The 23,295-nt window shown below is 68.2% G+C and carries 21 protein-coding genes; 13 read left to right on the top strand and 8 right to left on the bottom strand.

What is annotated here, in order from left to right:
* Positions 1–4: 4 nt before the first annotated feature.
* The 7 genes from ACP2AH_RS14190 to ACP2AH_RS14160 all read right to left on the bottom strand — a co-directional run bounded on the left by ACP2AH_RS14190 (position 5) and on the right by ACP2AH_RS14160 (position 7,361).
* Entirely contained in the window at positions 5–715 is a 711-nt protein-coding gene (locus ACP2AH_RS14190) for a transcriptional regulator NanR (RefSeq protein ID WP_425106396.1), read from the bottom strand.
* Positions 716–798: 83 nt separating this feature from the next.
* Positions 799–2,079, bottom strand: a complete 1,281-nt coding sequence (locus ACP2AH_RS14185; protein WP_425106395.1) for a TRAP transporter large permease — start codon at positions 2,077–2,079, stop codon at positions 799–801.
* Complete coding sequence (locus ACP2AH_RS14180; RefSeq protein ID WP_425106394.1) at positions 2,076–2,672, bottom strand: TRAP transporter small permease; 597 nt, start codon at positions 2,670–2,672, stop codon at positions 2,076–2,078. The genes ACP2AH_RS14185 and ACP2AH_RS14180 overlap by 4 nt, the downstream gene beginning before the upstream one ends.
* Before the next feature lie 73 nt (positions 2,673–2,745).
* Positions 2,746–3,756 (bottom strand): TRAP transporter substrate-binding protein, encoded by a 1,011-nt coding sequence (locus ACP2AH_RS14175; RefSeq protein ID WP_425106393.1) that lies wholly within the window; start codon positions 3,754–3,756, stop codon positions 2,746–2,748.
* 99 nt (positions 3,757–3,855) lie between these two features.
* Positions 3,856–4,707: a phosphogluconate dehydrogenase C-terminal domain-containing protein gene (locus ACP2AH_RS14170; protein WP_307019326.1), complete on the bottom strand. Its 852-nt coding sequence runs from the start codon at positions 4,705–4,707 to the stop codon at positions 3,856–3,858.
* Between the two features lie 18 nt (positions 4,708–4,725).
* Positions 4,726–6,105: a four-carbon acid sugar kinase family protein gene (locus ACP2AH_RS14165; protein WP_425106392.1), complete on the bottom strand. Its 1,380-nt coding sequence runs from the start codon at positions 6,103–6,105 to the stop codon at positions 4,726–4,728.
* Positions 6,102–7,361 (bottom strand): ribulose-bisphosphate carboxylase large subunit family protein, encoded by a 1,260-nt coding sequence (locus ACP2AH_RS14160; protein WP_425106391.1) that lies wholly within the window; start codon positions 7,359–7,361, stop codon positions 6,102–6,104. The genes ACP2AH_RS14165 and ACP2AH_RS14160 overlap by 4 nt, the downstream gene beginning before the upstream one ends.
* A gap of 265 nt (positions 7,362–7,626) precedes the next feature.
* Here ACP2AH_RS14160 and ACP2AH_RS14155 point away from each other — a divergent pair, with 265 nt between their 5' ends.
* From ACP2AH_RS14155 to ACP2AH_RS14110, 10 genes are all read left to right on the top strand, one after another.
* A complete protein-coding gene (locus ACP2AH_RS14155; RefSeq protein WP_425106390.1) occupies positions 7,627–9,516 on the top strand; it encodes a proline racemase family protein in 1,890 nt (629 codons plus the stop codon).
* A gap of 41 nt (positions 9,517–9,557) precedes the next feature.
* Complete coding sequence (locus tag ACP2AH_RS14150; protein ID WP_425106389.1) at positions 9,558–10,433, top strand: transporter substrate-binding domain-containing protein; 876 nt, start codon at positions 9,558–9,560, stop codon at positions 10,431–10,433.
* 85 nt (positions 10,434–10,518) lie between these two features.
* Complete coding sequence (locus tag ACP2AH_RS14145) at positions 10,519–11,166, top strand: amino acid ABC transporter permease (RefSeq protein WP_425106388.1); 648 nt, start codon at positions 10,519–10,521, stop codon at positions 11,164–11,166.
* Between the two features lie 14 nt (positions 11,167–11,180).
* Positions 11,181–12,002, top strand: a complete 822-nt coding sequence (locus ACP2AH_RS14140) for an amino acid ABC transporter ATP-binding protein (RefSeq protein ID WP_425106387.1) — start codon at positions 11,181–11,183, stop codon at positions 12,000–12,002.
* Between the two features lie 107 nt (positions 12,003–12,109).
* Positions 12,110–13,018: a 4-hydroxy-tetrahydrodipicolinate synthase gene (dapA, locus tag ACP2AH_RS14135; RefSeq protein ID WP_425106386.1), complete on the top strand. Its 909-nt coding sequence runs from the start codon at positions 12,110–12,112 to the stop codon at positions 13,016–13,018.
* Positions 13,019–13,030: 12 nt separating this feature from the next.
* Positions 13,031–14,038, top strand: coding sequence for a proline racemase family protein (locus ACP2AH_RS14130; protein ID WP_425106385.1), 1,008 nt, complete (start codon positions 13,031–13,033; stop codon positions 14,036–14,038).
* A gap of 23 nt (positions 14,039–14,061) precedes the next feature.
* Positions 14,062–15,537, top strand: a complete 1,476-nt coding sequence (locus ACP2AH_RS14125) for an aldehyde dehydrogenase family protein (protein WP_425106384.1) — start codon at positions 14,062–14,064, stop codon at positions 15,535–15,537.
* Positions 15,538–15,541: 4 nt separating this feature from the next.
* Positions 15,542–17,239 (top strand): GMC family oxidoreductase, encoded by a 1,698-nt coding sequence (locus tag ACP2AH_RS14120; RefSeq protein WP_425106383.1) that lies wholly within the window; start codon positions 15,542–15,544, stop codon positions 17,237–17,239.
* Positions 17,240–17,253: 14 nt separating this feature from the next.
* On the top strand, positions 17,254–18,264 hold the full coding sequence (locus ACP2AH_RS14115) for a proline racemase family protein (protein WP_425106382.1): 1,011 nt from the start codon (positions 17,254–17,256) through the stop codon (positions 18,262–18,264).
* 39 nt (positions 18,265–18,303) lie between these two features.
* Complete coding sequence (locus ACP2AH_RS14110; protein ID WP_425106381.1) at positions 18,304–19,758, top strand: NAD-dependent succinate-semialdehyde dehydrogenase; 1,455 nt, start codon at positions 18,304–18,306, stop codon at positions 19,756–19,758.
* A gap of 74 nt (positions 19,759–19,832) precedes the next feature.
* Here the strand turns inward: ACP2AH_RS14110 and ACP2AH_RS14105 are convergent, their stop codons facing one another.
* Entirely contained in the window at positions 19,833–20,777 is a 945-nt protein-coding gene (locus ACP2AH_RS14105) for a LysR family transcriptional regulator (RefSeq protein WP_425106380.1), read from the bottom strand.
* Between the two features lie 89 nt (positions 20,778–20,866).
* Here ACP2AH_RS14105 and ACP2AH_RS14100 point away from each other — a divergent pair, with 89 nt between their 5' ends.
* Genes ACP2AH_RS14100 through ACP2AH_RS14090 form a run of 3 tightly spaced genes read left to right on the top strand, consistent with a single transcriptional unit; the run spans position 20,867 to position 23,288 of the window.
* A complete protein-coding gene (locus tag ACP2AH_RS14100; protein ID WP_425106379.1) occupies positions 20,867–22,318 on the top strand; it encodes a 4-hydroxyphenylacetate 3-hydroxylase family protein in 1,452 nt (483 codons plus the stop codon).
* A 12-nt stretch (positions 22,319–22,330) separates the two neighbouring features.
* On the top strand, positions 22,331–22,822 hold the full coding sequence (locus ACP2AH_RS14095) for a flavin reductase family protein (protein WP_425106378.1): 492 nt from the start codon (positions 22,331–22,333) through the stop codon (positions 22,820–22,822).
* 43 nt (positions 22,823–22,865) lie between these two features.
* Entirely contained in the window at positions 22,866–23,288 is a 423-nt protein-coding gene (locus tag ACP2AH_RS14090; RefSeq protein WP_425106377.1) for a RidA family protein, read from the top strand.
* Positions 23,289–23,295: the final 7 nt, after the last annotated feature.

The raw sequence follows: 23,295 nt of genomic DNA, 5'->3' as shown, positions 1-23,295 counted from the left end.
CGGGTCACCCGGGCCGGGTGTAGAGCGCGCTGGAACGGTCGAGATGCTTGACCATCAGCGCCTCCGCCCCGTCGGCGTCGTGCCGGGCGATATGGTCGATGATCGCTTCATGCTCGACCAGCGTCACGTTTTCGCGGCCGGACCAGGTGAGCATTTCCGTATAGTACTGGCGCAGCCAGGAGAGCATGGCCTCGCTCACCGCCTCGAAGATCGGGTTGCCGGAAATCGCCGCGATCTGGGTGTGGAAGCGCATGTCATAGGCGATGAACTGCTTGGGCTCGCTCACCGCCTTGGCCTGCTGGTCGAGAATGCCGCGCAAGGCGGCAATGTCGGTCGCCTCGGCACGCTGGGCGGCTTCGCGCGCCATGCCACGCTCGAAAAAGCGGCGGGCCTGCTTGAGATGCTCCAGGCTGTCCGGCGAGGCGGAAAGCAGGATCTGCGCCGTAAGGTCCACCTGCTGGAACAGCGAGCGCGCGGAAAGCTGCTGCACGCGGGCCCGCTCGCCATGGGTGATGGCGATGAGGCCGATATTGGCCAGTGCCTGCATCGCCTCGCGTATGGCGGGGCGGCCGACGCCGAAGCGCTCCATCAGGTCGCGCTCGGAGGGCAGGGCATCGCCGGGCCCGAGTTCCCCCGAGGCGATCAGCGCCTTCAGGCGGTCGAACACCTCATGAGACAGTTTTCGTCGCACTATGGTGTCGGAAATGTCGGCCATTCACGCGCTCCTGCAGGGTCAGACCCGTCTCGCGCCGGGTCGGCATGTTGAGCATACCAGTCTCTCGCGCGCCCGCACACGGTTCAATGGCCGAAGAACCGCAGCGGCCAGAGGACGATCTGGGGAAACAGCACCATCAGGAACAGCACCGCGAACTGCACCAGCATGAACGGGGTGACCGCCTTCATCAGCGGCTCCAGCCGGATCCGCGCCACGCCCGAGACGACGTTGAGCACGGTGCCGACCGGCGGGGTGATCAGGCCGATCGAGTTGTTCACGATGAACAGCACGCCGAAATAGACCGGGTCGATGCCCGCCGCCTTGACGATGGGCATCAGCACCGGCGTCAGGATCAGGATGGTCGGCGTCATGTCCATGGCGGTGCCGACGATGATCACTACCGCCATGATGGCGAGCAGCAGCAGCGTAGGCTGGCCGAGCAGCGGCTCCAGCATGGTGACCAGGTCGCGGGTGATGTCCGAGACGGTGATGAGCCAGGAGGTGACGAGCGCGGCCGCCACCAGGAACATCACCACCGCCGTGGTCTTCGCCGCGGTGACGAAGACATCGAACAGCTCGGACACTTTCAGCTCGCGATAGACGCAGGTGGCGACGAACAGCGAATAGACGGCGGCCACCACGGCGGATTCGGTCGGCGTGAACACGCCCATCTTCAGCCCGACGATGATGATGACCGGCAGCATCAACGCCCAGGCGCCGTCCACCAGCGCCTTCAGCACCGCACCGGCGCTCTGGCGGGGCGGCGGCACGATGTTCTCCTTGCGCACCTCCCACCACCAGGCGCCGGCGAGAGCCGCGCCGATCAGGAGGCCGGGCACGAGGCCGGCGAGGAAGAGCTTGGTGATCGACACCCCACCGATCACGCCGAAGATGACGAAGCCGATGCTGGGCGGGATGATCGGGCCAATGACGCTGGAGGCCGCGATCAGCCCGGCGGAGCGGGCCTTGTCATGGCCGGCGCGCACCATCATCGGCACCAGCAGGGCCGAGAGCGCGGCCGCGTCCGCCACGGCCGAGCCCGACAGGGCGGAGATCACGCAGGCGGCGAGAATGGCGACATAGCCGAGCCCGCCCTTCACATGGCCGACGGCGGCGAGCGCGACATTGACGATGCGCTTGGACAGCCCGCCGGTGTTCATCAGCTCGCCGGCCAGCATGAAGAAGGGCACGGCCATCAGCGGAAAGGAATCCGCCCCGTTGATCAGGTTCTGCGCCACGATCTGCGGGTCGAAAATGTCGAGATAGTGCATCAAGGCGATGCCGGAGAGCAGCAGCGCGAAGGCGATCGGCATGCCGATGGCCATGGAGCCGAGCAGCGACAGCGAGAAGACGAGGATGGTCATGCGGCTTCTCCCGCGCGCGGCGTCCGGCCGCCGGAAAGTTCGCGCGCATCGGCGGCGAGGTGGCGGCGCTGCACCTCATCGACGCTCTCCTCCTCGGAGTCGCGCACGGCGATCAGGTCGTCTTCGCTGGCGCGGCCGCTCAGCACCCGCAACAGGTCGACCAGCAGCAGCGGCAGGGTGGACACGCCGAAGATGAGGCCGACGCCGTAGAACAGCGCGACCGATGCGCCCGAGGCGGGGGCGACCACGTCCCAGTTGATCAGCGTCTGGTCCCAGGTGCCGAGCATGAACAGCACGATGGCGTAGATGACGAGGCTGTGGCTCACCACGTAGCACAGCTTCTTGCCCCAGAGCGGCAGGCGCCGGACCAGCGAATCGACGCCGAGATGGCCGCGTTCGCGCAGGGCGACGATGGCGCCGAGAAAGGTCAGCCACACGAACATCCAGCGCGAGACCTCCTCGGACAGGGTGATGCCCGAGTTGAAGCCGTAGCGCAGCACGACATTGCCGAAGACCAGCACCACCATGCCGGCGAGCAGCAGCGCGCAGAGCGCCTTCAGCAGGAAGAAATAGGCGTTCACAAGCCGGGACATCCCGCGCCTCCTCGTGACGTCTGCAGGCAGGAAACCCGCCGGTCGCGTCGGGCGACCGGCGGCAGGGCGCGCGCTACTGCGAGGCGGCGATGGAGTCCTGCGCCTGCTTCACCAGGTCGACGCCGAGGCTCTCGCTGTATTTGGCGATCACCGGCTGCAACTTGGCCTTGAGGTCGGCGAGTTGGGCGGGCGTGAGCTCATTGATCTGCATACCGCGCTCCTTCAGCTCGGCGACGATCTTGGCGTCCTCCGCCCGGCTGACCTGACGCTGATAGACCTTGGCCTCGTTGCAGCTTTCCGTGAAGATCTTCTGCTCGGTCGGCGAGAGCTTGTCCCAGAGCTTCTTGCTCATCATCACCGCCCAGGGCGAATAGGCGTGCTTGGTGACGCTGACATATTTCTGCACTTCGTTCAGCTTGTTCACATAGATGATGCCGAACGGGTTCTCCTGCGCGTCGATGGCGCCGGATTCGAGCGCGGTATAGACCTCCGGCCACGGCATCGGCACGGCATTGGCGCCCAGCGTCTTGAAGGCGTCGATATAGACCGGGTTCTGCATCACCCGGATCTTCAGCCCCGACACGTCGTCGGCGGAGGAAATCGGGTGCTTGCTGTTGGTGACGTTACGGAAGCCGTTCTCGAAGAAGCACAGGCCGACGAGGTTCTTGTCCTGCAGCTTGGCCAGCAGCGCCTGGCCGACCGGGCCGTCCACCAGCGCATCGGCCTGCTTGTCATTGGCGAGCAGGAAGGGCAGGTCGAAAATGGCGTATTCCTTGACCAGGCCGACGATCGGCGCGGTGGAGGTGCCGACAATGTCCTGCACGCCGCCCTGGGTGGCGGAGATGGTCTGCGTTTCCGAGCCGAGCTGCGTGGCCGGGTAGACCTTCATCTTGATCTTGCCGCCGCTTTTCGCGTCCACGAGGGCGACGAACTTGTTCGCCCCCTGGCCGAGCGGATGCGCCTCGAAGGTGCTGTAGCCGAATTTGAGGGTGCGTTCCTGAATGTCGTCGGCGGCGTGCGCCACGACGGGGGCGGCGATCAGCGCGGCGGCCAGTGCCGTCGCAAGGCGGGCGTGAAGGATCATGTGGCGTTTCCTCGTGAGGGGTGATGGTGCCGGACCGTTCTGGTTCTCGGCGGGACCGGAGGCAGCGAGCCGCCTCCGGTGGCGCGGGTTGACGCCGCCTCAGGCGGCCTTGGGCGGGTTGCAGATTTCCTCGACCGAGCGCTGCACGGCCTTGGGGTCGAAGATCCGCTCCAGCCAGCCCTCGCGGAAAATCTGCGGCCGGGCCTGGTCGATGGCATAGAGCGCGCCGTCGGAGAACTTGCCCTCGGGGAAGATCTCGAAGGCGATCGCCAGCTCGATGGTGAGGTGCCCGAGCAGGAAGTCGGTCGCCGCCTGGCGCGGCACGCCGCGGCGCACGGCTTCATCCGTCGCCTCGCGCAGGGCGAGGCAGAGCGTGGCGCCGATGGTCTCGGCCAGCGCCGGCTCCATGATGGCGATCTGCTCCACCGTGCAGCGATGCGCCCGCATGACCGGCTTGTAGATGGTGCGGGCGATCTGCTCGCACTGGGCATAGTGCTCTTCCGGCCCCTGCATCAGCGCGCAGACGATGTGCTGCTTGGCGTGCACGCCGCCGAAGAAGTCGTTCTTCGCCTCTTCCGTCACCTCGTCGTTGAAGATCGGCGGGTGGCAGGGATGGGTGACGAAATAGGTGACATCGTCGCGCTGGGGCAGTTCGCCCGCATGTGGGGCGGCGGCGTCGAGCATGATGATCGCGGTGCCGGGCTTCACCTTCTCGATGAAGGTATGGGCGATCTTGCCGATGAGCCGGTCCGGCACGGCCATGAGCACGGCGTCGGCATCGGCGAGCGCATTGTCGCCGTCGATGCAGTCGAGCCCGGTCTTTTCCTTCAGGCGGGCACGGCCGGCCTCGGTCGGCTCGACATGCATCACCTCATAGGGCGAGCCCTGGAGATTGGTGGCGAGCCGGACGCCCATCTTTCCGCCGGCGCCGAGCAAGGCGATCTTTTTCATGTGAGGTCTCTCCCCTGGTCAATGGTTGGCGACGCCGCCCCGTGCGGCGCTGAAGAAGTCCGGCCGGCCCATCTGGCCGCCCTTGAACGTGATTTCGAGCCCGTCATGGGCGCCTTCCGCATAGGCGCGGCAGAGCGGCGAGCCGGGCGCGAGCGGCGCCAGCGCGGTCACCGCATAGATGCCGAGCGCCATGCCGGCATGACCCGACGTGTCGCCGCCGGAAATGACGGCGCGCGTCAGTCCGGCCCGGTCGACCACCGCGTCCAGCACGCGCCCGAGCCCGTCGCCGATGCGGGCATTCACCTCCGCCGGGGCGGCGCCGGCCGCGTCGATCGCGTGGCCGAGCGCCGGCACCGCCGGATCGTCCGGGCCGCTGGCGGTGAAGATGAGCGGGTCGCGGCCGGCCTCCAGCGCTTTGAGCGCCGCCGCCGTCCCGCGCGCGACCTCGCTCGCCCAGGCGCCCGCGTCCACCGCGCGGGTAGCGTCGAGCCTGATGCCCTCGAAGCCGTGCGCCAGCGCGTGCTGAATCTGGCCCGCCGTGATGGGCGAGCAGGAACCGGAGACGACGGCGATGTGCGCGGCCCGCGCCGGCGGTGCCGTCGGCGCTTCCGCCTCCAGCAGCCCGGCACGGCGCCAATAGGCGACGAGCGCATATTCCAGCCCCTGCGAGCCCAGGGCGAACAGGCGCTCGCCGCGCTGTTCCCACACCAGCCGCCCGGCCTGCGCCAGAGTCTCGTCGTCGAGCACGTCGAGCGCCAGGATGCGGGCGCCGGCCGCGCGCTCGGCGGCGAGTTGCGCCTCGGCCTTTCCGGTCTTCATGGCGACGAAATCGACGAGGCCGACCGGCAGGTCGGTCTGCCGTGCGAGGTGCCGGCGCACATCCGCCTCGTTCATCGGCGTCACCGGATGGCGCGCCATCACCGGGTGGCGGTCGAGCCGATAGCCGGTGCCGTCGATGGCGGCGAACAGATTGCCGAAGGCCTGGTAGCGGGCGATAGCCGGCGCGCCGACAACAAGCGGGTGCCAGGCGCCGCCGAGAATGCGCTCGCCGATTTCCGCCGCGCGGCCGATGGAGCCGACATGCGGCGCGGAATCGAAAGTCGAACAGACCTTGTAATGGCTGATCGGCGCCTTCAGCGCGGCCAGTTGCTCAAAGATCGGCGGCAGGTGCTCATCCATCCATTCCGGCGGCTGCGAGCGGGCGACGCCGGCAATGCCGATGCCGCGCCTGTCCTGGAAGCGGGCGAGCTGCGCCGGCGTCGGCGGGCCGAGAAACAGCACGGTCGGCAGGCCGGCGAAGCTCAGCACCTCCATCACCGCCGACGAGCCGGTATAGTCGTCGCCATAGAAGGCGACGAGCGGGCCGGGCGGAAGGGCGGAAGCCGGAGCGGGGCTCATGCCGCATAGGTCTCCAGCGCGCGGGCAAGCGCGGCATGGTCGCGGGCATAATCGGCGAGCGGTACGTCGCTCATCGCCGCTTCCCAGGCCTCGCGCAGCGACGCGACGCCCGCCGCCGGGCCGTCGGGATGGGCCATGATGCCGCCGCCGGCGGCGAAGATCAGATCCGCCGAACCCAGCGCGGCATAGGTGCCGGGCGCCTGCTTGGCGGACTGGCCGGAGGAGAACACCGGCATGGCGATGCAGGGCTTGTCGTCGAACAGCGGGGTGAGGCACGCGCGGGCCGAGGCGATGACGCTGTCGTCAGGCTCCGAGAACTTGTTGGCGAGGCCGTTGACATGCATGTGGTCGGCCCCCGCCAGCCGCCAGATCTTCTGCCAGGCGACATAGGACCAGCCGAGCATCGGCGCGCGCGAGAGATAACCCCAGCCATTGCGGTGGGCGTGCAGCGGCAGCTCGGTGAAGCGGCCGAGCTCGATCATGCCGACCAAGCCGACCGAGTTGAGGCTGGCCATGACGCAGGTGCCGCCGGCCTCGCGCACGAGGTCGTGGCGGCGGCGCATCTGGTCGATCTCGCCGGTGAGGTTGAAGGCGAACATCACCTTCTTGCCGGTGCGGTCGGCATGGTCGTTGATGACACGCATCACCGCGCGCACGCGGTCCTCGAAGCGGCAATGCGGGCCGTCGGACTGCAATTCGTCGTCCTTGATGAAGTCGATGCCCGCTTCCGCCAGCAGCTTCACGAGGTCCGCCGTCTCGGTCGGCCCGAAGCCCACGCTCGGCTTGACGATGGTGCCGATGATCGGGCGCCCCTCGACGCCGGCGAGGCGGCGCGTGCCCTCAATGCCGAATTTCGGCCCGCCATAGGCCCGCGCGAATTCCTGCGGCAGGCGGATATCGAGAAGGCGCAAGCCGGAGAACTGCTTCAGCTCGAACAGATTGCCGGCCACGGTCGCCAGCAGGTTCGGCAGCGAGGGGCCAAGATTGTCCATCGGCCAGGAAAGGGTGACGCGCGCCCGCTGGATCACCCCGCCCTCGGGACGGCCGGCGCCGGGCAGGGAGGGGGCCTCCGCGGTGCCCACGAGCTCCAGCGCCTCGATGCGGGCGGCGGAGCGCTCCTTCAGTTCCGGCGTTTCGCCGGGAATGGCGACGAAGGTGCCGCTCGACTGTTCGCCCGCCATCGCCTCGATGGCGCGGCGGGGATCATAGGCGGTCTCAACGAGATAGTCGGCTTCGATCCGGTGGGGCGCGGGCATGCGGCTGTCCTGGCTCGGCACGCAAGACCGCTCCGCCGCGCAAATGCGCGCCGCCCTGCCTTCCGTGCGCTTCCTCTATGGTGAGTCTCTGCTCACTCATATCTTGATATAGTCATTATACCAGTTGCGAGAGCGGCACAAGCGGTGCGCGGTCTCTGCGGTAGCGCGCGGCGGTAAATGCAGCTGCCGCGTCGATTGACTCGTTCAATAAATCCGCATACCGTCTGCGCATGTTCGGTGTTTCTACAAACGGTATGTAGACCGCATGACCCAGCCGGCCGCCCGCTTCCCCTTCTCCATCGGCCATGTCGCCAAGGTGACCGGCATTGCGGTGTCGACCCTGCGCTCCTGGGAGAACCAGGGCCTGCTGACCCCCAGCAAGTCGGCGGGCGGTCATCGTTCCTATGGCGAGGCGGAGATCGAGCGGGTTCGCCGCATCGACCGCATGCGCCGGGTGGATGGCCAGAGCCTTTCCGCCATCCGCCGGCTGCTCGACAGCGAGGAGGAGGCCGCTCCCGCGCCGGAAGGCGAGGCGGCGCCGGTCGCGTTCAATCATCTCGGCGCCCGCGTGCGCGGCCTGCGCCAGGAGGCGGGCATGTCGCTGCGCGAGCTTTCCGAGCGCACCGACATCGCCACCTCGCATCTCTCCATGTTCGAGCGCGGCGTCGCCTTCCTTTCCCCGGCGCGGCTCAACGCCATCGCCGAGGTGTTCGGCCGCACGCTGGCGGAACTGCTCGGCGGCACAAAGGGGCGCGATTTTCCCGTGGTTCGCCGGGGGCAGGGGCGCATCGTCGGCTCCTTCGGCCCCGGCGTCACCATCGAGCAGCTCACCGTCTCGCAGCGGCTGATGGACGCCGAAGTGTGGACCATCGACCCCGAGCGCGAGAGCGACGGCTTCTACGCCCATGAGGGCGAGGAGCTGATCTATGTGCTGGAAGGCTCGCTCGAACTCGCGCTGGCCGACCGTGACGCCGAGGTGCTGAACCCCGGCGATGGCGCCTATTTCAACAGCCGCATCGCCCATCGCTGGCGCAACACCGGCTCGGTGCCGGCCAAGGTGCTGTGGATCAACACCGACAGCGACCGCCTCTCCTCCATGAGCTTCGAGCGCACCGACCGCCGGCTCGGCCTCGGTGCCGGCATTGGCGAAGGCATCGGCGAGGGCGCGCTGAGCCTGGAGCTGCCCTCGGGCGCGCGCACCTTCCGCGTCATCGAAACCCACACCGAGGGCCACCCGACCCATATTCTGATCGAGCCGCTGGAAGGGCTGGACGCCGACAGCGTGGCCGGCAAGGCCCGCCAGTTCGCGCAGCGCTATGACAGCCTGCGCCCGATGCTGCTGCACGAGCCGCGCGGCCATTCCGGCGCCTTCGGTCTGGTGCCGGTGGCCTCCAGCGCGGCGGATTTCGGCGCCTTCTTCATCTCCTCCTATGGCTATCCGGGCCTCTGCGGTCACGCCATCATGGGCTACACGGCGGCGCTGCGCGCGCTGGGCCGCCTCACCCGCCATTCGCGCTTCACCATCGAGGTGCCGAACGGCATTCTCAGCGTCGAAGTGGGTGTGGACGGCGACGCCGACGCCATCGCCCTCGACATGCCGCCCGCCCTCATCGCGGAGGCGGGCCGGCGCGTGGCGATCGACGGGCTGGAGCTCGATGTCGCCATCGCCATGTGCGGCGACTGCACCGCGCTCGTCGATGCGCAGGCCGCCGGGCTGACGCTGGAGGCGGGCCATATCGACCGCCTGCTCGCCCTCGGTGACAGCCTGCGCCGCCATCTCAACGAGGCGCTGCCGCGCCGGCGCGGGGCGCAGCCCAGCGTCGATTCCGTGCTGTTCCACGGCACGGACGAGGCCGGCGCGGTGCGCCAGTTCCTCGCCATTGATCGCCAGAAATTCGACCGCTCCCCCGGCGTCGCCGGCCTTGCCTGCCTCCTCGCCCTGCGCGCCGCCACCGGCGCCGCGCAACCGGGGACGCGGCTCGACGCGGTCAGCCTGTTCGGCGGGCGTCTGTCCGGCGAACTCATCACCCTGACCCACGGCGCCGGCGGTGCCGTGGCCGCCACGACCCGGATCACGGGACGCGCGCACCTGAAAGCCGTGGCGACGCTCATCCAGGAGATGGGCGATCCTCTCGGCAGCGGCTTCCTGCGATAGGCCTCGCCTCAACACCAAACCAGAGAACTAGGGAACCGACGATGACCACCGCCTCGTCCCTCCGGCCGTCTCCGGCCGCCGGCTCGCTTTTCCGCTCTTTCGTCCTCATGTTCGTGGGCGCCGTCGTGCTGGCGCTCTCGACCTTCCAGTCCGCCTTCGCCGCCGATCCCAACCTCGTGCTCGACCGCATCCGCAAGAGCGGCGAGCTGCGCGTGCCGGTCATGATCGGCGAGGAGCCCGGCTATATCCGCGACCGCAACACGGGTGCGTGGAGCGGCTTCTACATGGACTGGGCGAACGACATCGCCACGCTGCTCAACGTCAAGGTGGTGCCGGTCGAGACCACCTGGGGCAACCTCGCCGCCGACTTCCAGGCCAACAAGATCGACATCGCCTTCGGCCTCAACCCGAACCCGAAGCGCGGCCTCGTGGTGGATTATCTCAGCGTGCCGCTGTTCACCGATGCCTGGGCCATCGTCACCAAGCCGGGCTTCGCCAAGAAGACCTGGGCCGAGCTGAACGACCCGTCGGTGCGTATCGTCGTGCAGAAGGGCGGCACGATGCAGGTCGTCGCCGAGGCGCTCACCCCCAAGGCGAACATCATCGTGGTGGAAGACCGCCCGCTCGGCATCATGGAGCTGCAGGCCAACCGCGCCGACGCGATGATCCTCGCCGTGTTCGACGCCATCGACGTCTCCAAGGCGATCAGCGGCCAGATCATCCTGCCGAGCCCGATGCTGCTCAACCCGGCGACCATCGGCATGCGCCGCGAGGAAGGCAATGAGGGCTACGAGAACTGGCTCACCAACTGGGTGAACCAGCAGCGCGCCCTCGGCCTCGCCCAGGGCAAGCTGCGCAAGGCCTTCGAGGCGCGCGGCATCGACCTCTCCGTGCTGCCGCCTGAATTCAACTTCTGACGTCGCCCCCCTCGTCGACGTCTCCTACGGTGCCGGCGCCCGCCGCCGGCACCGGCCTTTCCCTCCACCGCAAGGTCGCCGCGCCGTGTTCGACTGGTCCGTCATTACCCAAAACGCCCATCTGTTCGCCTGGGGACTGGTCGTCACCCTCGAATACACGGTCATCACCTGCGTCCTCGGGCTTGTCATCGGGCTGCTGATCGCCCTGGTGCAGCTCTCGCCGGTCAAGGCGCTGCGCGTTGTCGGCCGGCTGTTCGTCGAGTTCTTCCGCAACGTGCCGCTGCTGGTCTGGCTGCTGTGGAGCTATTACGCCCTGCCGATCTTCGCCGGCATCAACATCAGCAAGCAGGCGGCCGGCATTCTCGCCCTCAGCCTCTATGGCGGCGCCTATTACGCCGAAATCCTGCGCGCCGGCATCCAGTCGCTCGACCACGGGCAGGCGGACGCGGCCAAGGCGCTTGGCATGCGCTCCTGGCAGGCGATGCGCCGCATCATCCTGCCCCAGGCGCTGCGGCAGATGGTGCCCCCGCTCGCCGGCCAGACCATCATCCAGATGAAGAACACGACGCTGCTCTCGGTGCTCACCGTGCCGGACCTCCTCTATCAGGCGAGCTACGTCTCTTCCTTCACCTACCGGCCGATGGAGGTCTACACCGTGGTCGGCCTCATCTTCCTCGCCGTTCTCATTCCCTCCAACTATCTCGCGCGCCGGCTCGAGATGCGCCGTCACTGAGAGGGGGCCCCGCCATGACCCGTCTTCCCGCCGACGCCCCCGCGCTGGTCGAAGTGCGCCAGGTACGCAAGTGCTACGGCTCGCATGAAGTGCTGCGCGGCATCGATCTCACCGTCTATCCCGGCGAGGTGGTGGCGCTGCTGGGCTCGTCCGGCTCCGGCAAGACCACGCTGCTGCGCTGCGTCAACCTGCTGGAACAGCCGACCTCCGGGCGCATCGTCGTCGATGGCTCGCCCATTTTCGACCGGGCGCCGGACGGGCGCGACAATGCCCGCATCAGCGGCCGCGAGGTCGCCGCCATGCGCAGCCGCGTCGGCATGGTGTTCCAGCAGTTCAACCTGTTCCCGCACATGAACGTGCTGGCGAATGTGATGGAAGGCCCGCGCACCGTGCTGGGCGAGGCGGACGCCACCAACCGCGCCCGCGCCATGGACCTGCTCGCCAAGGTCGGCATGGCGGAGTTCGCCGACCGCATGCCCGGCCGGCTCTCCGGCGGGCAGAAGCAGCGCGTCTCCATCGCCCGCGCGCTGAACATGCGCCCCTCGCTGATGCTGTTCGACGAGCCGACCTCCGCGCTCGACCCGGAACTGGTCGGCGAGGTGCTTAACACCATGATCACGCTGGCCCGCGAGGGGATGACGATGCTGGTCGTCACCCATGAGCTGGGCTTCGCGCTGGAGGTCGCCACCCGCGTCGTGTTCCTCGATCAGGGCGCGATCTGCGCCCAGGGCACGCCGCAGGAGGTGCTGCTGCATCCCACGAATGAGCGCGTGCGCGCCTTCGTCAACCGTTTCCACGCCACCGCCGAGCTGATGCGCCCGCTGCTTCAGACCTGACGCGCCGCCCGGCGCCTTCCGCACCTCAAACGTCTTTCGCGCGGGGCCGCGTGCCGCGCCACGCCCCCGCTCTGTCCCGACACAGCCTTCCTGAAACGAGACCGCACATGAGCAAGACCAACTGGCAGGGCATCCACAGTGTCCTCGTGACCCCCTTCCTGCCCGAGGGGCCGATCGACTTCCCGCGCTTCGAGGCCCTCGCCGAGGCCAATATCGCCAATGGCGCCGACGGGCTCATCGTCTGCGGCTCGACCGGCGAGTTCTACGCCATGAGCGTCGCCGAGCGGGTGAAGCTGTTCGAGGCGACGGTGAAGGTCGCCGCCGGCCGCGTGCCGGTGCTGGCCGGCGTCTCCGATCTCCACACCGATGTGGTGCTGGAACTGACCAAGGCCGCCGAGACGACGGGCTGCGACGGCATCCTTGCCCTGCCGCCGATCTACGCCAAGCCGGACCTGCGCGAGGCCGAGCATTTCTACCGCCGCATCTGCGCCGCCTCCGGCCTGCCGGTCATGCTCTACAACAGCCCTGTGCGCATCGGCGTCAACATCACCCCCGATCTGGTGGCCCGCCTCGCCGAGATTCCGAACGTCGTCGCCATCAAGGATTCCTCCGGCGACATCCAGCAGGTCGCCGAGCTGTGCCAGAAGGTGAAGGGCGAGCTGGCGGTGTTTGTCGGCTATGAGACGATGATCCGCTCCTCCCTGCCGCTCGGCGTGGTCGGCGTGGTCGCCATGGCGCACCAGCTCTCCGGCCGCCTCGTGCGCGCCTATTTCGACGCCTGCGCCTCGGGCGATGCCGCCACGGCGGACCGTCTGGAGCCGGCGCTGTTCGCCATTTATCGCTGCTTCAAGAGCGGCAGCTTCTATGCCGGCATCAAGGCGGCGATGAACGCCCTCGGCCAGCCGGTCGGCATTCCGCGCGAGCCGCTGCTGCCCTTCACCGACGCGCAGCAGGCCACTGTGGCGAAGATCCTCGCCGAGGCCGATGTCGCCGCCCTCATCAACACGCTCGCCTGAACGGACATTATCATGCGCTCGACCCGCATCATCCAGGGCATCGATTCCCACACCGCCGGCTGCCCGCTGCGCCTCATCACCTCCGGCTTCGGGCCGATCCGCGGCGCCACCATGGTGGAAAAGCGCGCCGACCTGATGAGCCGCGACTGGCTGCGCCAGCTCGTGCTGTTCGAGCCGCGCGGCTCGTTCAACATGCCGGCCGCCGTGCTCACCGAGGCCTGCTCGCCCGACGCCGATATCGGCATGCTCATTCTTGAGCCGGACACCTATCCGCCCATGTGCGGCCACTGCGCCATGGCGGTCGCCACCATCGCGGTCGAGGCCGGCTACATCACCGCGCAGGAGGGCGAGACGCTGGTGCGGCTCGACACCCCGGCGGGCGTCGTGCCGGCGCGGGTGAAGGTGGAGAACGGCCGCGCCGTTTCCGTCACGCTGGAGATGCCGCTGAGCTTCCTCTACCAGCGCGACGTGTTCGTCGAGACCAAGAGCTTCGGCAAGGTGCGCGCCGACATCGCCTTCGGCGGCGATTTCTATCTCATCGTCAAGGGCTCCGACCTCGGCCTCGAACTGACCACCGATAATGCCTGGGCGCTGGTGAGCGCGGCGGCGGAACTGCGCGCCGGGCTGAAGGACATTCCGGTCCAGCACCCGACCCTCGCCCATGTCAACGAGATCTACCAGATCGAGATCGTCGGCGACGGCGACGGGGTGCGCTTCGACGGCAAGAACGTCGTCGTCTGCCCGCCCACCGTGATCGACCGCTCGCCCTGCGGCACCGGCACCGCCTCGCGCATGGCCATGCTGCACGGCAAGGGCGAGCTGAAGGTGGGCGATACGTTCCGCCATGCCGGCATTCTCGACACGGTGTTCACCGGCGAGATCCATGGCGAGGCCACCGTCGGCGAGCTGCCGGCGATCCGCTGCACCGTCACCGGCTCGGCCTATCTCACCGGCAGCTTCAATTTCTTCCTCGATCCCCATGACCCGTTCCAGCAGGGCTTCCGCCTGACGGGCGTCTGAGAAAACGGGTTCAGGAGAGGCACATGTCCCACGATTTCGACCCGAATGGCGTCACTGCCATCACCGATCACCTGATCGGCGGGCGGCGCGTCGCCGGCGACGGCGCGGAGATCGCGCTTGTCCGCCCGTCCGACGGCGCGGCGATCGGCACCATCCGCGCGGCGGACGAGGCGCTGGTGGACGCGGCAATGCGCAGCGCCGCCCACGCCCGCACCGCCTCCGGCTGGGCCACCGCCACGCCGCTGGAGCGGGCGCGGGTACTGAAGGCATGGGCCGACCTCATCGACGCGCGGCGCACCGAGCTCGGGCGGCTGGAAGCGGCGACGACGACCCGGCCGGTAGCCGACGTCCTCACCCGCGACCTCGTCCGCGCGGCCGGCGCCGTGCGCTACTTCGCCGAATGGGCCGACAAGATCGAGGGGTCGCTGATCGCCGGGGCGAACAGCGGCACCACCTTTCTCAAGCCCGAACCCTATGGCGTCATCGGCTCGATCGCGCCGTTCAACTTCCCGGCGATCAACGCCATCTGGAAGTCCGCCCCGGCGCTGGCGACTGGCAATGCGGTGGTGCTGAAACCTTCCGAGCTCACCCCGTCCTCGGCTGTCATGATCGCCGAGCTGGCCATCGAGGCCGGCCTGCCCGCCGGCCTGTTCAACGTGGTGCAGGGTGCGGGCGCTACCGGCTCGGCGCTGGTGCGCCATCCGCTCACGGCTAAGATCACCTTTACCGGCTCCTCCGCCACCGGCGCGCGGGTGATGGCGGATGCGGCGATGACCGGCACCAAGCCGCTGACGCTGGAACTCGGCGGCAAGACGCCCCAGCTTGTCATGGATGACGCGCACGACCTCGACGCGCTCGCCGCCACCATCGCCGGCGGGTTTCTGGCCAATGCCGGCCAGGTCTGCACCGCCGGCACGCGGCTGATCGCGCCGCGCCGGCTGCTGGACGAGCTGACGGACAAGATCATCGGCCTCGCGCAGGCGCGCATCGCCGGCCCCACCTGGGACAGCCGGGCCACCCTGCCGCCGATCATCAGCGAGAAGCAGGCGGAGCGGATCGACGCCATGCTCGCGCAGACGGTGGCGGACGGCGCCACCGTGCTCACCGGTGGGCGGCGCTGCGCCAACATGAATGCCGGCGCCTATGTCGAGCCGACGGTGCTTTCGGGCGTGCCCGACACCTCGGTCGGCTTCCGCGAGGAATTCTTCGGCCCGGTGCTCTCCGTCTACGCCTATGACGACGAGGACGAGGCGCTGGCGATGGCCAACCATCCCAGCTACGCGCTCGCCGCCAGCCTCTACACCACCAGCGCCGCCAAGGCGCTGGCGCTGCCCGCCCGCCTCAACGCCGGCACGGTCTGGGTCAATGGCCATGGCCGCCAGCCCGATTTCGCCACCCCTCAAGGCGGCTTCGCCGGCTCCGGCTTCGGCAAGGAAATGGGGCGCGCGGGGCTCGAAGGCTTCCTGCGCTTCAAGACCGTCTGGCTCAACCACGGCTGAAAAAATGTCCGAACACGCATATGACTACATCGTCGTCGGCGGCGGCGCGGCGGGTGCCGTGCTGGCGAGCCGGCTGTCGGAAGCCTCGAACCTCAAGGTCGCGCTGATCGAGGCCGGGCGCGATACGCCGCCCGGCGCGGAGCCGGCCGACACGCTCGATGCCTATCCGATCGTCGCCTATTTCAACCGGCTCTATCACTGGCAGAACCTGTCCATCCACCTGAACGACCCCAAGCCCGGCGCGGCGGGGCGGCGCTACGAGCAGGCGCGGGTGATGGGCGGGGGCACCTCGATCAACGGCCAGTTCGCCTTTCGCGGCGTGCCCTGGGACTATGAGCACTGGCGCGAGGACGGCGCCGAGGGCTGGGGCTGGGACGACGTGCTGCCCTATTTCCGCAAGCTGGAAACCGACCTCGATTATGGCGACAGCCAGCTGCATGGCAGCCACGGCCCGCTGCCGCTGCGCCGCATCCCGGAAAAGGACTGGTCGCCCTTCGCGAAGACCGTGGCGAAGGTGCTCGACAAGAAGGGCGTGGCCAATATCCGGGACCATAACGGCGTCTTCGACGACGGCTATTTCCCGATGACCATCAACAATGTCGATGGCCAGCGCGTCTCCACCGCCCGCGCCTATCTCACCCGCGAGGTGCGTGCCCGGCCGAACCTCACCATTCTCGCCGAAACCGAGATGACGGAGCTGCTGTTCGAGGGCCGCCGCGTCACCGGGCTGAAGGCGCAGGGGCCGCAGGGGCCGATGACGCTCAAGGCGCGGGAGGTGATCCTCTCCACCGGCGCGCTGCAGACGCCGGCCCATCTGCTGCGCGCCGGCATCGGCCCGGCGGCGCATCTGAAGGAGTTCGGCATCAATGTGCGGGCGGACCGGCCCGGCGTCGGCCAGAACCTGCAGGACCACCCGATGGTGGCCTTCGCCGCCTATCTGCCGAAAGCCGCGCGCCTGCCGGCCAGCCAGCGCCGCCACATCCAGCTCGGCTATCGCTATTCGTCCGGCCTGCCGGAGACCACGCCGGGCGACATGTTCGTGCTGCCCTCCAACCGCGCCGCCTGGCACCCGCTCGGCCGGCGGCTGGCCTCGATCCTGGTCTGCGTCAACCGGCCCTATTCCACCGGCGAGGTACGGCTTCAGGGAAGCGACGCCGCGACCGCGCCCTTCGTCAATTTCCGCCAGCTCTCCGACGAGCGCGACCTCGCGCGGCTGGAGGACGGCATGCACCGGCTCTGGGGCATCGTCACCGATCCGGCGATGGACGGGGTGATCGAGAGCATCTTCCCCGCCACCTTCTCCGAGCGCGTGCGCAAGCTCGGCGCGGTGAGCCGCACCAACTGGTTCATGACGCTGATGGCCGCCGGCATCATGGGCACCGGCCCGCTGGCGCGTAAGCTGATGATCGAGAATGTCATCACCCCCGGCCTCAAGGCGAAGGAGATGATGGCCGACCGCGAGGGGCTGCGCGCCTGGATCCGCGAGAATGCCTGCGGCAGCTGGCACGCCTCCGGCACCTGCCGCATCGGCCGCCCGGACGATCCGCGCGCCGTGGTCGACAGCGCCGCCCGGGTGATCGGCGTCGAGGGGCTGCGCGTGGTCGATGCTTCGATCATGCCGGCGGTCATCAGCGCCAACACCATGCTGACGACGATCATGGCCGGCGAGAAGATCGCCGACACCATCAAGTCCGGCCGCTAGGAGAGGGGCCCGCCATGACGATGAGGCGCTGGATCTCGACCATCGACAGCCACACGGCGGGCCACCCCACCCGCGTCGTCACCGGCGGCGTGCCGCCGCTCAAGGGCGACACGGTCGACGCGCGGGCGGAGGATTTCCGCGCCCGCTTTGATCCGCTGCGCACCTTCCTGCTGCATGAGCCGCGCGGCCATGCGGCGATGGTCGGCGTTGTCATGACCGAGAGCACGCGCGCGGATTTCGGCGCCTTCTTCCTCGGCAGCTACAAATATCTTGAGATGTGCGGCCACGCGACGATCGGGCTCGCGGTCACGCTCGACCATATGGGCCTGATCGGCCCGGCCGACGCGCCGCACTCCTCCTTCACGCTGGAAGTGTCGGCCGGCATCATCACCGTGCATGTGCGCCGCGAACAGGGGATGGTCGCGGCCGTCACCTTCGAGAATGTCCCGGCCCATGTCGCCGCCTGCAATGTGCTCGTCACCGCCGCCGGTTTGAATGTCAGCGCCGACGTGGTGTGGGGCGGCAACTGGTACGGCCTCATCGCCGCCCGCGCCGCCGGGGTGGAGCTGGCGCCGTCCGGCGTGTCCCATGCCATGGCCGTCGGCGCCGCGCTGAAGGCGGCGCTGAATGCCGGCATCAATGAGGGCCGTGTGCCCGGCGCCGCGCGCCCGGTCGATTCCATCCTGTTCTACGAGACCGAGGCGGATGAGGAGGGGCTGGTGAGCCGCCAGCTGGTGGTGCTGGAATCCAACAAGTTCGATCGCTCGCCCTGCGGCACCGGCTCTTCCGCCCGGCTGGCGCAGCTGGTGACGCGCGGCGAACTGCGCCTCGACCAGCCCATCCGCACCCGCAACATTCTCGGCGTCGATTTCACCGCCACCGCGCGGGCCGTCGCGGAGGAGGCCGGCGCCCAAAAGGCCGGCGCGATCTTGCCGCATATTGTCGGCCTCGCCCATATCACCGGCGAGCACCGCTTCGTACTGGCGCAAGGCGACCCGCTGGCGGACGGATTCCTCTGCCGCTGACGCTGATCCGCCCCTCATTCCGGCCCCCTGGAGACGATGATGACCGACCTTTTCACCTATGATGAAACCATTGAGCTGCTGATCGACGGCACCTGGTGCCAGGGCTCCGAGGGCAAGAGCGAGGCGCTGGAAAACCCGGCCACCGGCGAGGTGCTCGCCACCGTGCCGCACGCTTCCGACGCCGATCTCGCCCGCGCGCTCGACGCCGCGCAGCGCGGTTTCAAAGTGTGGAAGGCGATGACCGCCCAGGCGCGCTACACGCTGATGATGAAGGCGGCCGATCTCATCGAGGCGCGCAAGGAGCGCATCGGGCGCATCCTGACGCTGGAGAACGGCAAGCCGCTGGGCGAAGCCGTGCCGGAGGTGCAGTTCGCCGCCGACGCCACCCGCTGGTACGCCGAGGAGGGCAAGCGCGCCTATGGGCGCATCGTCCCCGCCCGCATGGCCAATGTCCGCCAGATGGTGCTGAAGGAGCCGGTAGGCCCGGTGGTGGCCTTCGCCGCCTGGAACTTCCCGTCTTCCAACGTCATCCGCAAGATCGCCGGCGCGCTCGGCGCGGGCTGCTCGATCATCATCAAGCCGGCGGAGGAGACCCCCGGCACGGCGGTCGCCATCGCCCGCTGCTTCCAGGAGGCCGGCCTGCCGGCGGGCGTGCTGAATGTGGTGTTCGGCGCGCCGGCCCATGTCAGCCGCGTGCTGCTGGCCTCGCCCATCCCGAAGGCGGTGACGCTCACCGGCTCCACCGCCGTGGGCAAGGAACTCGCCCGGCTCTCCGCCGATACGCTCAAGCGCTGCACCATGGAACTGGGCGGCCATGCGCCGGTCATCGTCCATGGCGATGCCGATCTGGAGCTGGCCGCCCGCACCCTGGTGGCGTTCAAGTTCCGCAATGCCGGCCAGGTCTGCACCTCGCCGACGCGCTTCTTCATCCAGGAACAGATCTACCAGCCCTTCGTCGCCCGCTTCGTCGAGCTGGCCTCCGCGCTGAAGGTCGGCAACGGCCTCGACGCCGCCACCAATATGGGGCCGATGATCGGCCGCCGCCGCCTCGCGGCGATGGAGGAGCTGGTGAACGACGCCGTCGCCAAGGGAGCGAGCCTGAAGCTGGGCGGCACGCGCATCGGCAATCAGGGCCACTTCTTCGCCCCGACGGTGCTCGCCGACGTGCCGGCGGATGCGGCGATCATGTCGAACGAGCCCTTCGGCCCCGTCGCCCCGCTCACCTCGTTCTCGGGCTTTGACGAGGTGATCGAGCGCGCCAATGCGCTGCCCTATGGCCTCGCCTCCTTCGTCTTCACCCGCTCCGGCGCGCTGGCGGCCCGCACCGAGGAGGCGCTTGACGCCGGCCTCGTCGGCGTCAACCACATGGCCGTCTCCACGCCGGAGACGCCGTTCGGCGGTGTCAACGAGTCCGGCTATGGCTCGGAAAGCGGCATTGAGGGGCTCGACGCCTTCCTGCGCACCAAGTTCGTCACCGAACTCGCGGCGCTCTGAAGCTTATGTCGGGGGCGGATCGTTCGCGGTCCGCCCCTGAACGCCTCTTGCAAAACCGCCAGGGGCTTTGGCGTTTAGCGCACCGTGGCGCGCGGCGAGAGCGTGCCGGGGGCGAAGAGGCCGCCGGGCGCGAAGCACGCCTTCAAATGCCGGGCGAAAACTTCCACCGCCGGGCGCGGCGTCTGCCGGCGCAGCCGCAGGCTCACCAGCCGCACGGGCGGCAGCGTATCGGTGAGCGGCACCGAGGCGACGCGTCCGCCATCCGGCGTGATCTGCGTGCGCGGCATGACGTTCTGGATGGTGTAGCCCCGCCCATGGCCGACGAGGCCGCGCGTCAGCTCATAGGCGCGTGAGCGGAAGGCGATGTGCGGCTCCACGCCCACGGCGTGGAACAGGCCCATGAAATAGTCGCGTGAATGCGGCAGGTCGAGCAGGATGAACGGCTCGTCGCGCAGGTCGGCGAGGCTGATGCGCTCGCGCTGCGCCAGCGGATGGTCCGGGTGCAGCACGGCATAGGGCGGCAATTCGGCCAAAGGCTCGGCCATCACCTCCTCCGGACGCGCGAATTCATAGGACAGCGCCATTTCCGTGCGGCCGGAAATCACCGCGTCGAGGATCAGCTGCTGGTCGCCCTCGTCGAGGCTTACCGTGATGCCGGGATGGGTGCCGGCGAAGGTCGAGAGCAGGCCCGGCATGAAATGGGTGGCGATGGTCCAGAAGCAGCCCACCGCGATCTCGCCGCGCACCTCGTCCGCCATGGCGCGGGCGTTCTGGCCGAAATCTCGCGCATGGTTCAGCAGCAGCCGCGCCTCGTTGATGATGCGCGTGCCGGCGGTGGTGGTCGTCACGCCTTTTGCATGGTGACGCACGAACACCTGCACGCCGTACTCCGCCTCGAACTGGGCGATGGCCGCCGAGATCGAGGGCTGCGAGACGTTCAGATGCCGCGCCGCCTCGGTGAGATTGCCGAAATCGGCCGTGGCCACGACGTAGCGCAGCGCGCGCAGGGAGATATTCATCAGGTTTTTCTATGCCGAGAAGTGAATCATAATATTTTACCGATCCATCGGCCCCAAGCAATATTTCCTCACGGGAAAAGGATGCTTCAATGATCCGCACAGGGCAGGACTATCGGCAGGGTCTCCAGGACGGCCGCGAAATCTGGATGGATGGCGAGCGGGTGAGGGATGTCACCACCCACCCCGCTTTCAAGCCGATCGTCGATGTGCGCGCCCGCATGTACGACATGGCGCATGAGGCGGCCTATCAGGACCGCCTCACCTATGTCGAGGAGAACAAGCGCAACACCATTTTCTACAAGCCGCCGCGCGAGACCAAGGACTGGACCGACAAGGTCGAGGCGGTCGATCTGGTCATGAAGGACATTGGCGGCGTCGTCACCCGCGTCGGCGATGAGACCATCGGCGAAGTCTGGTCGCTCATCGACGGCCGCGACGTGCTGGCCGAGTTCGACCCGCGCTTCGCCGACAATGTCGACAAGCATGTGCAGAACATCTTCGACAACGACATCTTCCACATCTCCGCCAACACCGACCCCAAGGGCGACCGCTCCCTGCCGCCGCAGGAGCAGGACCCGGACATGATGGTGCATGTGGTCAAGGAGACCGATGCCGGCATCGTCATTCGCGGCGCGAAGTACGAAACCGCCGCTGCCTATGCCGACCAGGCCTTCCTCAAGCCGACCGTCGGCGCCTGGACCAATGAGACGCTGTCCGACTACGCCGTCGGCGGCATCATCTCGATGAGCGCGCCCGGCGTGAAGCAGATCTGCCGCTCTTCCTTCGCCGGCCGCACCAACCCGCAGGATTACCCGCTGGCCAACAAGTTCGACGAGGTCGAATCCCTCGTCATCTTCGACAATGTGCTGATCCCGTGGGAGAACGTGTTCTTCTACCGCCACACCAAGGCGGCGCAGTACATCCGCGCCACGCTGCACCGCTACTCGGCGTTTCCTTACGTCCATCGCCTGCTCTACGTCGCCGACATGATGATCGGCGCGGCGATGTGGAACGCGAAGCAGACCGGCCTCGACAAGCTGCAATCGGTGCGGGAGAAGCTGGCCGATCTCGTCTGCTACCGCGAGGGCATCAACGCCCATCTCACTGCCTCCATCGCGCTGGCGGAAAAGAGCCCCGGCGGGCTGCTGATGCCCAACCAGTCGCTTCTCTATGCCGGCCGCGTGCATGGCTGTTCCAACCTGCCGGCGATGATGCACATCGCCCGCGAATTGTGCGGCGGCCAGATCTGCGTCACCCCCAACGCCGCCGCCTTCCAAAATGCCGGCTCGGGCGACTGGCTGAAGAAGTTCTACACGCTGAACAAGCAGTGGGAGGCGGAAGACCGCCGCAAGCTGCTGGCCTTCGCCCGCGACCTGCTCAACTCCGACTATGCCGGCCACCGGCTGACCTTCGTCCAGTTCGCGCAGGCCCCGCACTTCAACCACCTCAACGCCGTCTACAACGCCTTCGACTTCTCCGGGCCGCTGGATTTCGTCCGCAAGGCGGCCGGGCTGTCGGACAAGGTGACCGGCAAAAACTGAGGAGCGACGCCGATGCACGCCATCGACCCCGCCGCCTTCCGCCACGCCATGGGCCGCACCGCGGCCGGCGTGAGCGTGGTGACAAGCGACGGGGCGCATGGCCGTGTCGGCGTCACCGTCTCCAGCCTGTCCTCGCTCTCGCTGGAACCGCCTTCGCTGCTGTTCTGCCTGCACCGCGACAGCCGCTGCCTGCCGGTGCTGCTCGCCAATGGCGTGTTCGCCGCCAACATCCTCGCCCAGGGCCAGCAGCGCGTGGCGGATAGCTTCGCCGGGCTGGTGCCGGAACTGCGCGAGGATCGGTTCCAAGCGGGCGAGTGGGATGGCCTCGCCACCGGCGCCCCGCTGCTGCGCGGCGCGCTGTGCCGCTTCGACTGCCGGCTGGCCAATGTGTTCGAGCATGGCACCCACCGCATCGTCGCCGGTAATGTGGTGGCGATGGAAACCCATGCCGAGCATCCGCTGGTCTATTCCAACCGAAGCTACCGCCGGCTTGAAGTGGCGTGAGCGCCTCTTTCCGTCCCGTCCCTCTCCAGCAAAGAGCTCCTTCATGCCGACGCATAAGCGCATCCGCCCTTTCAACACCAAGCAGACCTATCCCGAGCAGAAGCTGAACAACGACCTCTCGCAGGGCGTGGTGGCGCGGGGGACCATGGTGTTCCTGCGCGGGCAGGTGGCGCAGGACCTCGACACGCGCGAGAGCGTGCATGTCGGCGATGCCGGCGCGCAGGCCGCCAAGGCGATGGCCAATATCAAGCTGCTGCTGGAAGAGGCGGGCAGCGAGATGAGCCATATCTGCCGCATCGTCGTCTACCTCACCGATATCCGCTACCGCGAGGCGGTGTATCAGGAGATGGGCAAGTGGATGGAAGGCGTGTTCCCCTGCTCCACCGGCCTTGTCGTGCCGGCACTGGCGCGGCCGGAATGGCTTGTCGAAATCGAGGTCACCGCCGTCATTCCCGACGCGGCGTGAGGGCGCG

This window comes from Ancylobacter sp. (assembly GCF_965249975.1).
Lineage (GTDB): Bacteria > Pseudomonadota > Alphaproteobacteria > Rhizobiales > Xanthobacteraceae > Ancylobacter.
The sequence above is the reverse complement of the archived record's forward strand: the minus strand, read 5'-3'. Positions and strand labels throughout refer to the sequence as shown.

What these genes read in the sequence shown, in the direction of transcription:
- ACP2AH_RS14110 (WP_425106381.1), top strand. Translation starts at nt 18,304, where the DNA reads ATGACCGACCTTTTCACCTATGATGAAACCATTGAGCTGCTGATCGAC.
- ACP2AH_RS14140 (WP_425106387.1), top strand. Translation starts at nt 11,181, where the DNA reads ATGACCCGTCTTCCCGCCGACGCCCCCGCGCTGGTCGAAGTGCGCCAG.
- ACP2AH_RS14130 (WP_425106385.1), top strand. Translation starts at nt 13,031, where the DNA reads ATGCGCTCGACCCGCATCATCCAGGGCATCGATTCCCACACCGCCGGC.
- ACP2AH_RS14125 (WP_425106384.1), top strand. Translation starts at nt 14,062, where the DNA reads ATGTCCCACGATTTCGACCCGAATGGCGTCACTGCCATCACCGATCAC.
- dapA (WP_425106386.1), top strand. Translation starts at nt 12,110, where the DNA reads ATGAGCAAGACCAACTGGCAGGGCATCCACAGTGTCCTCGTGACCCCC.
- ACP2AH_RS14185 (WP_425106395.1), bottom strand. Translation starts at nt 2,079, where the DNA reads ATGACCATCCTCGTCTTCTCGCTGTCGCTGCTCGGCTCCATGGCCATC.
- ACP2AH_RS14105 (WP_425106380.1), bottom strand. Translation starts at nt 20,777, where the DNA reads ATGAATATCTCCCTGCGCGCGCTGCGCTACGTCGTGGCCACGGCCGAT.
- ACP2AH_RS14095 (WP_425106378.1), top strand. Translation starts at nt 22,331, where the DNA reads ATGCACGCCATCGACCCCGCCGCCTTCCGCCACGCCATGGGCCGCACC.
- ACP2AH_RS14180 (WP_425106394.1), bottom strand. Translation starts at nt 2,672, where the DNA reads ATGTCCCGGCTTGTGAACGCCTATTTCTTCCTGCTGAAGGCGCTCTGC.
- ACP2AH_RS14150 (WP_425106389.1), top strand. Translation starts at nt 9,558, where the DNA reads ATGACCACCGCCTCGTCCCTCCGGCCGTCTCCGGCCGCCGGCTCGCTT.
- ACP2AH_RS14155 (WP_425106390.1), top strand. Translation starts at nt 7,627, where the DNA reads ATGACCCAGCCGGCCGCCCGCTTCCCCTTCTCCATCGGCCATGTCGCC.
- ACP2AH_RS14160 (WP_425106391.1), bottom strand. Translation starts at nt 7,361, where the DNA reads ATGCCCGCGCCCCACCGGATCGAAGCCGACTATCTCGTTGAGACCGCC.
- ACP2AH_RS14175 (WP_425106393.1), bottom strand. Translation starts at nt 3,756, where the DNA reads ATGATCCTTCACGCCCGCCTTGCGACGGCACTGGCCGCCGCGCTGATC.
- ACP2AH_RS14120 (WP_425106383.1), top strand. Translation starts at nt 15,542, where the DNA reads ATGTCCGAACACGCATATGACTACATCGTCGTCGGCGGCGGCGCGGCG.
- ACP2AH_RS14170 (WP_307019326.1), bottom strand. Translation starts at nt 4,707, where the DNA reads ATGAAAAAGATCGCCTTGCTCGGCGCCGGCGGAAAGATGGGCGTCCGG.
- ACP2AH_RS14100 (WP_425106379.1), top strand. Translation starts at nt 20,867, where the DNA reads ATGATCCGCACAGGGCAGGACTATCGGCAGGGTCTCCAGGACGGCCGC.
- ACP2AH_RS14090 (WP_425106377.1), top strand. Translation starts at nt 22,866, where the DNA reads ATGCCGACGCATAAGCGCATCCGCCCTTTCAACACCAAGCAGACCTAT.
- ACP2AH_RS14115 (WP_425106382.1), top strand. Translation starts at nt 17,254, where the DNA reads ATGACGATGAGGCGCTGGATCTCGACCATCGACAGCCACACGGCGGGC.
- ACP2AH_RS14165 (WP_425106392.1), bottom strand. Translation starts at nt 6,105, where the DNA reads ATGAGCCCCGCTCCGGCTTCCGCCCTTCCGCCCGGCCCGCTCGTCGCC.
- ACP2AH_RS14190 (WP_425106396.1), bottom strand. Translation starts at nt 715, where the DNA reads ATGGCCGACATTTCCGACACCATAGTGCGACGAAAACTGTCTCATGAG.